The sequence below is a fragment of the Paucibacter sp. JuS9 genome (genome assembly GCF_044043925.2).
GTDB lineage: Bacteria > Pseudomonadota > Gammaproteobacteria > Burkholderiales > Burkholderiaceae_C > JAUASW01.
Window position 1 is genome coordinate 4,331,076 of record NZ_CP194172.1, and the last position, 12,103, is coordinate 4,343,178.

The 12,103-nt window shown below is 67.7% G+C and carries 9 protein-coding genes; 3 read left to right on the forward strand and 6 right to left on the reverse strand.

The window, feature by feature from the left end:
- Positions 1-3: 3 nt before the first annotated feature.
- From ABT392_RS19320 to ABT392_RS19335, 4 genes are all read right to left on the reverse strand, one after another.
- Positions 4-462 (reverse strand): CYTH domain-containing protein, encoded by a 459-nt coding sequence (locus tag ABT392_RS19320; protein ID WP_395384886.1) that lies wholly within the window; start codon positions 460-462, stop codon positions 4-6.
- Positions 462-1,148, reverse strand: a complete 687-nt coding sequence (locus ABT392_RS19325; RefSeq protein ID WP_395384885.1) for an ankyrin repeat domain-containing protein — start codon at positions 1,146-1,148, stop codon at positions 462-464. The genes ABT392_RS19320 and ABT392_RS19325 overlap by 1 nt, the downstream gene beginning before the upstream one ends.
- A 40-nt stretch (positions 1,149-1,188) precedes the next feature.
- Positions 1,189-3,480, reverse strand: coding sequence for a putative bifunctional diguanylate cyclase/phosphodiesterase (locus ABT392_RS19330; RefSeq protein ID WP_334279754.1), 2,292 nt, complete (start codon positions 3,478-3,480; stop codon positions 1,189-1,191).
- A 261-nt stretch (positions 3,481-3,741) separates the two neighbouring features.
- Complete coding sequence (locus tag ABT392_RS19335; RefSeq protein WP_395384884.1) at positions 3,742-5,796, reverse strand: oxidoreductase; 2,055 nt, start codon at positions 5,794-5,796, stop codon at positions 3,742-3,744.
- A gap of 155 nt (positions 5,797-5,951) precedes the next feature.
- Between ABT392_RS19335 and ABT392_RS19340 the strand changes: the two genes are divergently transcribed.
- Positions 5,952-7,250 (forward strand): DUF4397 domain-containing protein, encoded by a 1,299-nt coding sequence (locus tag ABT392_RS19340; RefSeq protein WP_334279756.1) that lies wholly within the window; start codon positions 5,952-5,954, stop codon positions 7,248-7,250.
- 399 nt (positions 7,251-7,649) lie between these two features.
- On the opposite strand, the gene ABT392_RS19345 is transcribed toward ABT392_RS19340, so the two are convergent.
- Positions 7,650-8,762 carry an ABC transporter substrate-binding protein gene (locus tag ABT392_RS19345; RefSeq protein ID WP_334279757.1) on the reverse strand — a complete coding sequence of 371 codons (1,113 nt, stop codon included), beginning with the start codon at positions 8,760-8,762 and terminating at the stop codon, positions 7,650-7,652.
- 189 nt (positions 8,763-8,951) lie between these two features.
- Between ABT392_RS19345 and ABT392_RS19350 the strand changes: the two genes are divergently transcribed.
- Both ABT392_RS19350 and ABT392_RS19355 read left to right on the forward strand, forming a co-directional pair.
- The gene (locus tag ABT392_RS19350) at positions 8,952-9,347 is read left to right on the forward strand and encodes a response regulator (protein ID WP_334279758.1); all 396 of its coding nucleotides are present in this window, start codon (positions 8,952-8,954) and stop codon (positions 9,345-9,347) included.
- A 28-nt stretch (positions 9,348-9,375) separates the two neighbouring features.
- A complete protein-coding gene (locus ABT392_RS19355) occupies positions 9,376-9,984 on the forward strand; it encodes a protein phosphatase CheZ (RefSeq protein ID WP_334279759.1) in 609 nt (202 codons plus the stop codon).
- Positions 9,985-10,014: 30 nt separating this feature from the next.
- Here ABT392_RS19355 and ABT392_RS19360 read toward each other — a convergent pair whose 3' ends face one another.
- Complete coding sequence (locus tag ABT392_RS19360) at positions 10,015-12,093, reverse strand: M13 family metallopeptidase (RefSeq protein WP_395384883.1); 2,079 nt, start codon at positions 12,091-12,093, stop codon at positions 10,015-10,017.
- Positions 12,094-12,103 lie beyond the last annotated feature (10 nt).

Sequence of the window (12,103 nt, forward strand, 5' to 3'; positions counted from 1 at the left end):
TGCCTACCAATGCTTGAAAGGATGGGCGGCCAGATTGGAATTGAAATAGCGCGCGTCGTGCGTCACTTCCTCGCCCAGCCAGGGGGGCCGCTCGAAGGCCTGCGCCTCATCGCTCAGCTCGATCTCGGCCACGACGAGGCCGGCGTTGTCGCCGAGGAACTCATCGACCTCCCACAGCATGCCGGCATGGCGCACCAGGTGGCGGAACTTGTCCACCAGCGGGCCTTCGCAGAGCTTGAGCAATTGCTCGCCATCGGCGAACGCAATCTCGTACTCGAACTCGGCCCGGCTCGCGCCCACCGAGCGCCCCTTGATCGTCAGCCAGGCCTGCTGGCCGACGCAGCGCACGCGCACCGTGCGGGCAGGGTCGCGGGAGAGATAGCCCTGGCTGTAGCGCCGGGCGTCCGTTTGCCGCCAGCCCTCGCCGGCGACCAGGAATTTGCGTTCGATCTCGATAGCCATCAGCGCGTCAAGGGTTGCCCGGACAGGTGGACGGCCATGCCCGGGTAGTCAGGCCGCACGCGATGCTCGCTGTAACAGAGCAGGTGCAAGACGGCAGGCGGGCGGCGAGCCCAGCTGGCCCAGGCCAGAGGCGTGTCGCCGTGGGCATCGCGGGCCTCGACATTGGCGCCGGCATCCAGCAGCAATTGCAGCGTTTCCGGGGTGCCGACCAGGGCAGCGCGGTGCAGCGCTGTCTCGCCGCGAGTCCGCGCGTCGCGCATGAAGCCACCGGTCGGCTGGCCGGGCATCGTCACGGCGCGCACATCGGCGCCTGCTTCGAGAAGGACTTGCAGGACCCGGTCGCGGCCGATGCGTTCGTCATGGCAGAGCGCAGCATGCAAGGCGGTCTCGCCGGTATCTGGCAATGCGTGCTGAACCGGCGCGCCTTGCTCCAGGAGGAACTGGACCAGGCGCCAATGGCCATGAAAGGCCGCGCCATTGAGACCGAGGTCATCGCCCAGTTCCGAGAGGGCCTGGCCGCGGTCCATCAGGATTCGCAGCGCGCTCACATCGCCGTAGTAGGCACACCATTGCAGCAGGCTCGCGCCATCGATCCGGGCATCGGCCGAGCCGCCATCGGCCAGCCGGTCCAGGATCAGGTCGGTGCGGCCGTTGGCAATGCGCTGCAGCAGTCGGGTCGGGTCCATGGCGCGATTGTGGCCGCGCCCCGGACTTCAAGCCAGCAGTTCAGGCCAGCTGCAGGCGGCGCCTTGTTTCGCTGCGCGGCAGCTCGACGGCCGGTGCCATGAAGTCTTCCGCCGGCGCCGGGCGGCCGTAGAACCATCCCTGGGCCCAGTCGCAACCTTCGCGGCGCAGCCATTCGGCCTGCTCGGCGGTTTCCACGCCCTCGGCCAGCACGTCCAGGCCCAGGCTGCGCGCCAGCACGATGACGGTGCGCGCAATGGCCGCCACGTTGGCATCGCTGCTCAGCTCGGAAACGAAGCTGCGGTCGATCTTCAAGGTCTGGATCGGCATGCGCTTGAGGTAGCTGAGCGAGGAGTAGCCGGTGCCGAAGTCGTCGATGGCCACGCGCACGCCGCGCTGGGTGAGGCGGGTCATCAGTTCGATGGCGCCTTCCGCGTCTTCCAGCAGCAGGCTTTCGGTCACTTCCAGCTCCAGGGCCTGGGGTGGGCAGCCGGTGTCCAGCAGGATCTGCTCCACCGTGTCGGCAAAGTCGCTCTGGCGCATCTGGCGCGCCGAGACGTTCACCGCCACCTGCTGCGGCTTGCCGGGCTGGCCTTGCCAGCGAGCGGCCTGTGCGCAAGCCTGCTCGAGCACCCAGCGGCCGATCGGGATGATCAAGCCGGTGTCTTCGGCCAGCGGAATGAACTCGGCCGGCGAGATCGGGCCGCGGGTCGGGTGGCGCCAGCGCAGCAGCGCTTCCGCACCGATCAGCGCGCCATCGGAGAGGCGCACCTGCGGCTGGTATTCGAGGCGGAACTGCGCGGCCTCGTTGGCCTGGCGCAGCGCATGCGTCAGTTCGAAGCGTTGCTGGACGACGCGGGTCAGCTCGGGCCGGTAGGCCTGCACCGTGTTGCGGGCATTGGCCTTGGCGCGGCACATGGCGGCCTCGGCATTGCGCAGCAGCGAGTCGACCGTTTCACCGTCGGTCGGGAACAGGGCCAGGCCGATGCTGGCGCCCAGGTTGAAGTTCTGGTTGCCGACCGTGATCGGCTCGCCCATGGACTGGATCAGGCGGTCGCCCAGGCGCATCGCGGTTTCTTCATCCACCAGGCCAGAGAGGACGATGACGAATTCGTCGGCACCGACGCGCGCCACCGAATCGCTGGCCCGCACCACGTTGACGAAGCGCTCGGCCGTCTCGCGCAGCACGGCGTCGCCGGCGCGGTGGCCGGAAATGTCGTTGACCTCGCGGAAGCCGTCCAGGTCGATATAGAGCACCGCCACGCTGGTGTGGTCGCGCTGGGCGATATGGACCTGGCGCTCGATGCGGTCGCGCAGCAGCGCGAGGTTGGGCAGGCCGGTCAGCCGGTCATGCAGGGATTGGTGCAGCAGCTCGGCCTCGGTGGCCTTGATGCGCGAAATGTCGGTCAGCACCATCAGGTACTGCTGGGCGTTGGTCTCGCTGGCGGGCACCTTCACCAGCGTGGCCCACAGCGGCACGGTGATGCCGTCGTCGCGGCGGTCCAGCAGCTCGCCGCTCCACTTGCCTTCGGTGTCGACCTTGGTCCAGAGCTCGTCCTGCAGATCGGCATCCAGCGCGATGGCGCGCAGCATCTCGGGCGCGCGGCCCAGCAGTTGCTCACGGGCACGACCGCTGATGCGGCAGGCCGCCGGGTTCAGGTCGATCACGTTCAACTCGGCATCCATGACGAGGATGCCCTCGCCGCAATGCTCGAAGACGGTGGCGGCACGGCGGGCGCTTTCCATCGCCTCCTGCTGCACGGTCACGTCGCGGGCCACGCCGACCAGGCCCAGGTATTCATGGTCGTCGAACACCGGCGCCTGCAGCACGTCCAGGCAGGCGCGGCTGCCGTCCGGACGCTCGACCCAGCTCAGCGAGCGCTGCACGCTCTCGCGGCTGCCGCTCATCGCGCGGGTCCAACCCGGCTGCAGCGGCAGCTCCTCATCACGGCGACCGTGCAGCTGGGCATGGCTCAGGCCGGTGAGGCTGGCAAACGCGGGGTTGTTGCCGTCATAGGCGTCGGCGGCATCCTTGAAGAAGACCGGATCGGGGATTGCATTGAGCAGGGCGGCCAGGCGGGTGCGCTCGCTGCGCACCCGGCGCAGCGCGTCGCGGCGCGCCTTCAGGCGCACACGCTGCCAGCGCACCAGGCCCAGGCCCAGCACCATGCCCAGCAGGCCCAGCAGGCCGAACACCACAAGCCAGGTTTCCGGGCGACCCAGCAGCGCGAACGGCCCGGCGGCCTTGTTGGCATGCGCCTGCACGCAGGCGGGCATCCATGCCAGCCAGCTCAGCAGGGCCCAGCGGCCCGGGTGACTCTTGGTCAAGTTCATCGGTTTGGCGACCTATATCGGCACCAGGGTCCTGGTAGTGACCCGGCGGTTGGTGGTCAGCGCCCTGGTACGGCGGGGCGTCCCTCGTTGTTTTCTACGACTTGGCCGGAGTGTGGCGGCACGGCTCTCCAGCGCCCACGGGTTTTCCCATGAGGTGCAACAACCAGGGTCAGCAATACCTCACGGTTTGCCGGTAAGCGTGCGGCAGGGCTGGCCAGCGCCAGCCCATGGGCGATCAGCGCCCGGCTTTGTGCCGCAGGTTCAAAGGGCCAGCGCCAGCTTGCTGCCCTGCAGGATGGCGCGCTTGGCGTCGAGCTCGCCGGCCTCCAGCGCGCCGCCGATCAGGTGCACCCGCAGGCCCGCCGCGCGCAGCGGCTCTTCCAGCTCGCGCAGCGGCTCCTGGCCGGCGCACAGCACGATGCTGTCGGCCGGGATCAGCTCCAGGTCCCGGCGCTGCTCGCCCTGGCTGACCCACAGGCCTTCGGCCGTGATGCGCTCGTAGTTGACGCCGCCCACCATCTCGACCCGCTTCATCTTCAGTGCGGCCCGATGGATCCACCCGGTCGTCTTGCCCAGGCCGGCGCCGAGCTTGCCGCTCTTGCGCTGCAGCAGCGTGATCTGCCGCGCCGGGTCTGACGGCGCCGGGCGCACCACGCCGCCGCGCACTTCGGCCGGGTCCGCCACGCCCCATTCGCGCCGCCAGGCCTGTGCATCCAGCGCCAGTGAATGGCCTTCATCGACCAGGAACTCGGCCACGTCGAAGCCGATGCCGCCGGCGCCGACGATGGCCACGCGGCGGCCCACCGGCTTGCGCTTGAGCAGCACGTCGATATAGCTGAGCACCAGGTCCGGGTGATCGTCCTGGCCCGGGATGCGCGGGTTGCGCGGGCTCACGCCGGTGGCCAGCAGCACCTCGTCGAAGCCCTTCAGGTCTTCCACACCGACACGGCGATTGAGCTGCAGCTGCACGCCGGTCACCTCGATGCGGCGGCGGAAGTAGCGCAGCGTCTCGCTGAACTCTTCCTTGCCGGGAATGCGCCGGGCCAGGTTGAACTGGCCGCCGATCTCGGCCGCCGAGTCGAACAGATGTACCTCATGGCCACGCTCGGCCAGCAACGTGGACGCGGCCAGCCCGGCCGGCCCGGCGCCGACCACGGCGATCTTCTTGCGCGGCGTGCGCGTGGCGGCAATCGGCACGATGGCGAGCTCGCGCTCATAGGCCGCCCGAGGGTTCACCAGGCAGGTCGAGATCTTTTGCGCAAAGGTGTGGTCCAGGCAGGCCTGGTTGCAGGCGATGCAGGTGTTGATCTCGTCGACCCGGTTCTCGCGCGCCTTGCGCACGAAGTCGGGGTCGGCCAGGAAAGGCCGAGCCATGCTGACCATGTCGGCCGCGCCCTCGGCCAGCACGTTCTCGGCGACCTCGGGCATGTTGATGCGATTGCTGGTGATCAGCGGGATGTTGATGCCCTCGGCCCGCAATTGCGTGCGCAGTTTCTGCGTCACCCAGGCAAAGCCGGCGCGCGGCACCGAGGTGGCAATCGTGGGCACCCGGGCTTCGTGCCAGCCGATGCCGGTATTGATGAGGGTGGCGCCGCCCTTGGCCACGCGGCGCGCCAGCTCGACAACCTCGTCCCAGCTGCTGCCGTCGGGCAGCAGGTCCAGCATGGAGAGGCGGTAGATGATGATGAAATCCGGCCCCACCGCCTCACGCATGCGCGCGAGGATTTCCAGCGGCAGGCGCATCCGGTTCTCGTAGGAGCCGCCCCAGCCATCGGTACGCTGGTTGGTGTGGTTCACCAGGAACTGGTTGATGAAATAGCCCTCGGAGCCCATCACCTCCACGCCGTCATAGCCGGCCTCACGGGCCAGCCTGGCACAGCGGATGAAGGCCCGGATCTGGCGCTCGATGCCGCGCTCGGACAGTTCCCGGGGCGTGAACGGCGAGATCGGCGACTGGATGCGCGAGGGCGCGACGCAGAAGGGGTGGTAGCCGTAGCGGCCGGTGTGCAGGATCTGCAGGGCGATCTTGCCGCCCTCGGCATGCACCGCGTCGGTGATGATCTTGTGCCGCCGGGCCGCCCCGGAGGTGGCCAGCGTGCCGGCAAAGGGCTTGGCCCAGCCCTCGATATTCGGCGCGAAGCCGCCGGTGACGATCAGCCCCACATCGCCCCGGGCGCGTTCGGCGAAGAACACCGCCATGCGCTCGAAATGCTTGCGGCCGTCTTCCAGGCCGGTGTGCATGCTGCCCATCAGCACCCGGTTCTTCAGGGTGGTGAATCCCAGATCCAGGGGCTCGAGCAAGCGGGGAAAGGACATCGCGGACTCCCAAATATGCGCCGGCCATGCTAGCTCGGCTTTACCTGCCGAAACCTGGGGAGACCGCTCTATGCTTTACAGTCCCACAAATTGCGACGCGGGCCAGACACGGTGGCCGTGTCCAATCGCGACCATATTTTTCAGGAGAGAGTGCGATGCGCTTTGGAAGTTTGGCCACACTCGTGGCCCTTATCGGCAGCAGCCTGCTGGCCGCCTGCGGTGGCGGTGGCGGCGGCAGCAGCAGCAGCACGGCGCAGGTCCGTTTGCTCAACGCCAGCGTGGGCTACAGCTCGCTGGACTACGCGATCACCAGCAGCAGCAGCAAGCTCAACACCGGCGTGGCCTATGCCGCAGCCGGCAGCTACGGCGACATCAACACGGGCGACACGGCCAGCCAGGTGCAAGCCAATGGCACGGGCACCACGCTCGCGTCGCTCACCCCCACCCTGACCGGTGGCAAGAAGTACAGCATCATCGCCTACGGCTGGTCGGGCGCTCTGCGCACCACCCTGCTGGAAGAAGAAGTCGAGGCCCCGACGGCCGCCGGCACCGCCAAGCTGCTGGTGCTGAACCTGGCCGCTGACGCCGGCTCCGTGGACGTCTACCTGACGGCAGCCGCCGACAGCCTGGACAACGCCTCGCCCACCGCCAGCACGGTCAATGGCGGAGCCAGCAGCGGCTATGTGTCGCTGAACAGCGGCACCTTCCGCGTGCGCGTGACCGGCGCGGGCAACCGCAACGACGTGCGCCTGGACATCCCGGCCATCACCCTGGAAGCGCTCAAGGTGCACAGCCTGGTCCTCACCCCGACGCAAGGCGGCGTGCTGGTCAACGGCATCTTCATGCAGCAGCAAGGCAACCCGACCAACTACGCCAGCACGATCGCACGCGCTCGTGTCGTCGCAGCGGTTGGCAACAATGCCACCGTGTCTGCCACCACCGGCGCCAAGACCCTGCTGCAAAGCTCGGTGGCACCGACCATCGGTGACTACCAGGCCCTGACCGCCGGTGCCAATGGCATCAACGTCACGGTGAATGGCGTGGCCATGCCGGTGTCCAACGTGAACCTGGCGGCTGGCGGCGACTACACGCTGATGGTCTACGGCGACGCGGCTGCACCCCAGCTGATCAACCTGAGCGACGACAACCGCCTGCCGACGACCGCTGGCACGGCCAAGATGCGCCTGGTCAACGGCCTGGCCACTTCGGCTGCCGGCCTGACCATGACGCTGGACTTCAGCGCCATCGCCAGCAACATCCTGCCGGGTGCCACGTCCAGCGTGCTGAGCGTGCCGGCCAGCACCAGCTCGCAGCTGGCGGTCACCTCGCCGATCGCGGCCGACCCGGTCTACTCCGTCACCGGCCTGACCGTGCTGCAAGGCGGCGTCTACACCGTCTTCGTGATGGGTGGCGGCACCACCAAGCCGCAAGGCGCGCTGCGTCGCGAACGCTGACCTGACACCTCGGGGCGTGCTGCCCCGACAACACAGAACAAAGCCCCGTGCTCCTGGAGCCCGGGGCTTTTTTTGATTCTTCACCGATTCCCGGGGATGTCCCTTTGCGGCAAGTTGCGGCCGTTCGTGTTCTGGTGTTTGGATTGGTCGAAGAGCAGGCCGCCAGCGGGCATGTGCCTCGACACAGGCGACGGGCGGTGCGGATCAGGACGGTTGGGCGCTCTGTGGAGTGAGGTAGAGGAGGAGGCCGAAGGCCGGGGGACACGAACGCAACAGAGTGCCCAAGCGGCCTGATCTTCGAGCCATCATGAAAGACGGCTACGTGCCGCTTGGCGACTTCCACGCAGATCGGCGAGCAAGCTTTTTGCCCGGCTGTGTGCGCCGGGGCGCAGCCACCGATCAGGGCAGCACACGCAGCTCCACGAGGCTCGAGCCATTGCGCAGCCCGGGCCCGAACTGGACGTGGAAGCCGCCCAGGTCGAGGCTGCCGATGGCTTCAAGGCCCTGCTCGACGCTCTCGCGGCTGAGGGGCTGTCGGGCCCGGCGCAGGCCCTCGGCCATGACGCGCGCGGCCAGATAGCCCTCCAGGCTGATCGAGTCGAACTGCTTGTCGCCAACGTCCCGCATCGCCTGCTGGTACTCGGCGACCACGGGAATGCTGCGGTCCTCCGGATCTGGAACCACCTGGGCAATGGTCAGGCCCTTGGAATGGACCTTGCCCAGCGCGCTGCGCAGCTGCTCCAGGCCGGCAAAGGACAACGTGTAGAAGCGCCCGCCAAAGCCGTTCTCGCGGGCACCACGGACGAAGGCGGCCGTGCTGGCATAGGTGCTGACCATGAAGATCGCATCGGCCGGCGTGCCCGTGCTCAGCGCTGCCGCTTCGGCATCCACCTGGGCGGTATTGCGCTTGACGGTGGCCGTGGCGAGGATCTTGATGCCCACGGCCGTGGCCGCCGAACGCATGGCCTCCAGGCCGGCACGGCCGAACAGATCGGCCTGGTAGAAGACGTTGAGCGTGCGCACGCCGGAAGCCTTCATGGCCACGGCCAGCTGCCGGGCTTCTTCCTGATAGCTGGCCCGCACATTGAAGATCAGCGGGTTGTAGGGCTCGCGCAGCACGTCGGCGCCGGTGTATGCGCCAACGAGGGGCAGCTTCCAGCGCCGCACGTACGGCAGGGCCATATTGCTGGTGGGCGTGCCGACATAGCCGAACAGGGCCAGCACGCGCGGGTCTTCGACCAGCTTGCGGCTGTTGGCGTTGGCGCGGTCGGCTTCGTAGGCATCGTCGAGCAGGTCGACGACCAGCCGCGAGCCGGCGATGCCGCCTTGCTGGTTCAGGTGAGTGAAATAGGCGGCGGCACCGGCATGGAAGCGCTGGCCCAGGCCGGCGGCCGGGCCGCTGAGCGCCGCCGAGCTGCCGATGCGGATCTCATGCGCCGAAACCGCCAGTGCGGCGGCAGCGCATAGCAGCGCGGCGAGCAGTCGGCGAGCAAAGCGAGACTTGCGTGACATCGATCAAGCCCATCAGCCGGTGATCCAGGGAGTCTATGCTCTGCGGCCGCCGGCCCGCTGCGCATCTGGCGCGCCGGAACCGCGCAAAATTCACGCACGCTGCCTTTCAGACGTGTGCTGTTCGACAGCACTTGAGTTTCGTCAGCAATCCAAAAGCTCGGGTGCAGAAAATCAGGCGCAGGAGACACCATGCAGCAACAGTCCCTCACCTTTCTGGTTGCCGACGATTTTTCGACGATGCGCCGCATCGTCAGTGGCCTGCTCAAGGAATGTGGCCACACCCAGGTGCTCGAGGCCGAAGATGGCGCCCAGGCGCTCAAGCTGGTCGAAAGCAACCGTGTCGATTTCATCGTCAGCGACTGGAACATGCCCAATATGAACGGGCTGGAGCTGCTCAAGGCGGTGCGTGCCAATACCGAGCTCGCCAAGACACCGGTGCTGTTGATCACGGCCGAGGCACGCAAGGAAAACATCGTCGAAGCGGCCCAGGCCGGCGCCGATGGCTATATCGTCAAGCCCTTCACCGCCGCAACGCTGAACGAGAAGCTGCGCAACATCATGCTCAAGCGCGGCCTGGCCAGCTGAGCCGATCCCATCCACTTCCGAGGTCGTCGTGAGTCAACCCATCCCGCTCCAACCCATCGCCTTTGAACAGCTCGGTCATCTCGCTCGCACCCTTCACGAGGCCCTGCGCGAGTTGGGCTACGACCGCAGCTTGACGCAGGTGACGCGCGAGATCCCGGATGCCCGCGACCGCCTGGTCTACGTGGGCAAGCTGACCGAGGAAGCGGCGCACAAGGTGCTGGAAGCCGTCGAGAAGGGCATGCCCGAATGCGACAGCGTGGCCGCCCGCGGCCGCGAGCTGGCCGAGACCTTGCGCCGCCGCTCCGAAGGCGAGATCAGCGAAGTCATGGCGCGGGCCATGCTGAAGCAGTGTGGCGACTATGCCGAGCGCGCTGCCAACTTCGCCGATGGCCAGAGCACGCTGCTCAGCGACATCATGATGACCCAGACCTACCAGGACCTCTCCGGCCAGGTGATCAAGAAGGTCGTGGACATCATCACCCGCACCGAGGCCCAGCTGCTGGCCATCCTCATCGAAACGTCCAAGGCCGACCCCGAGCATCCGCCCGAGGTCGAACACCTGGCCGGCCCGCAGGTGCCAGACAAGGCCTTCAAGCAGGACGACGTGGACGACCTGCTGGCCAGCATGGGGTTCTGAGGCTGCGCCGGGCGGCGCAGCCTGCCTGGATCACCAGACCTTGCAGCGCTGCGCGTCGGGCTTGACCATCTTCTGGCCCGGCTTGCAGTTGAATGCACGCTCGTACTCGGCCATGTTCACCACCACGCCGTTGATGCGGTAGCGGCCGGGCGAATGCGGGTCGGTCTTGGCCTTGACGCGCAAGGCCTCGGGCCGCGCATCGTTGCAGTCCCACTGCGCGTAGCCGACGAAGAAGCGCTGCTCCGGCGTCAGGCCGTCACGTGAGGCGGGCTTCATGTCGGCGATCTGCGCCTGCCAGGCGGCCCAGGCCAGCACCAGGCCGCCGAGGTCGGCCAGGTCTTCGCCGAGGGTCAGCCGGCTGTTGATCTTGATGTCGTCCACCACCGTGTAGCTGGCGTACTGGTCGGCCACGCAGGCGGCCCGCTTCTCGAAGGCCTGGGCGTCCTTCTTGCCCCACCAGTCCTTCAGATTGCCCTTGGCATCGAACTGCCGGCCCTCGTCGTCGAAGCCGTGCACCAGCTCATGGCCGATGGTGCCGCCGGTGTTGCCGTAGTTCGGCGCGTCGTCGAGCTTGGCGTCATACAGCGGCGGCTGCAGCACGCCGGCCGGGAAGTTGATGTCGTTCATCTGCGCGTCGTAGTAGGCGTTGACGGTCTGCGGCGTCATGCCCCATTCGCCACGATCCAGCGGCTGGCCGATCTTGGCCAATTGGCGGCGCAGCTCGAAGGCGTGGCCCGCCTGCACATTGGCCACGAAGGCGCCGCGCGCCACCGGCAGGGAGCGGTAGTCGCGCCAGCGGTCCGGGTAGCCGACCTTGTTGACGATGGCATGCAGCTTCTCCTGCGCCTGCTTGCGCGTGGCCGGGCTCATCCATTCGAGCTTCTCGATGCGGGCCGCCATCGCGGTCTCGATCTGGGCCGTCATCTTCAGCGTCGCATCTTTAAGCGCAGGGCTGAAATTGCGCGTGACGAACTCCTGGCCGAGGGCCTCGCCCATCTGCAGGTCGACCAGCTCGACGCAGCGCTTCCAGCGAGCCTTGAGCTGCGGCACGCCGTTGAGCGTGTGGCCGAAGAAATCGAAGTTGGCCTGCACCATCTCGGGCGACAGCAGCGCGGCATGGCTGGACAGCGCCTGCCAGCGCAGATAGCTCTTCAGGTCGGCCAGCGGCAGCGCCTTGAGCTGCGCGGCAAAGGCCTTCATGAAGGCCGGCTCGGTGACATTGAAGCGGGTGAGGCCCGACGGCGCGCCCAGCGCCTGCTGGTAGGCGGCCCAGTCAAAGCCCGGTGTCAGCGCCTGCAGGCCCTGGGCATTGACGATGTGGAAGCTCTTGTACGGATCACGCTTGTCGACCTTGCTCAGCGAGGCGCGGGCCAGCGCGGTTTCGATCTTCAACACCGTCCTGGCTTGCGCGCGTGCCGCCGCGGCCGTGGCGCCACCGAGCTCCAGCAGGCGCGCCACGTGGGCCTCGAACTGGGCGCGGATCTTCTTTGACTTGGCGTCCTGCCCGAGGTAGTAGTCGCGGTCGGGCAGGCTCAGGCCGCCGGCGGTGGCGAAGGCGATCAGCCGGCTGGAGTCGGCAAAGTCCTGGCCCGAGGCGAAGCGGAAGAACAGGCGTTCGTTGTTGGTGGCCAGGTGCAGCATGGCCAGCAGGGCGGGCAGCTCACGCTTGTCGGCCAGCGCATCGATGCTGGTGAGCAGCGGCTGCAAGGGCGCCAGGCCTTGGGCGCGCGCTGCGTCCTCGCTCATGCAGGAGGCGAAGTAGTCGCCCATCTTGACCTGGTTGGGCGTTCGCTCGGGCCCGCCTTGAGAGAGCTTGTCCAGGATGCCCCAGAGGTAGCGCTGGTTCTCGTTGGCCATCTTGGCGTAGACCGACCAGCGCGACTGGTCCGCGGGGATGGGGTTGTTCTTGTTCCAGTGACCGCAGGCGAACTGGTAGAGGTCCTCGCAGGGGTCGACCGAGCGGTCCATCGCCTGGGTGTCCAGGCTCGGGGTGTAGGGCAGGGCGGCGAGAGGTGTCTCGGCGGCGGGAGACTGCGAGGACGGCAGTGGCTGCGCCACGGCTGCGCTGGTGGCGAGCAGGGCGCTGATCAGGAGGCTGGGGCGGCGCATGGCGGACCTT

Coding starts and splice junctions, on each gene's coding strand:
- ABT392_RS19320 (WP_395384886.1), bottom strand. CDS start 462: ATGGCTATCGAGATCGAACGCAAATTCCTGGTCGCCGGCGAGGGCTGG.
- ABT392_RS19325 (WP_395384885.1), bottom strand. CDS start 1,148: ATGGACCCGACCCGACTGCTGCAGCGCATTGCCAACGGCCGCACCGAC.
- ABT392_RS19330 (WP_334279754.1), bottom strand. CDS start 3,480: ATGAACTTGACCAAGAGTCACCCGGGCCGCTGGGCCCTGCTGAGCTGG.
- ABT392_RS19335 (WP_395384884.1), bottom strand. CDS start 5,796: ATGTCCTTTCCCCGCTTGCTCGAGCCCCTGGATCTGGGATTCACCACC.
- ABT392_RS19340 (WP_334279756.1), top strand. CDS start 5,952: ATGCGCTTTGGAAGTTTGGCCACACTCGTGGCCCTTATCGGCAGCAGC.
- ABT392_RS19345 (WP_334279757.1), bottom strand. CDS start 8,762: ATGTCACGCAAGTCTCGCTTTGCTCGCCGACTGCTCGCCGCGCTGCTA.
- ABT392_RS19350 (WP_334279758.1), top strand. CDS start 8,952: ATGCAGCAACAGTCCCTCACCTTTCTGGTTGCCGACGATTTTTCGACG.
- ABT392_RS19360 (WP_395384883.1), bottom strand. CDS start 12,093: ATGCGCCGCCCCAGCCTCCTGATCAGCGCCCTGCTCGCCACCAGCGCA.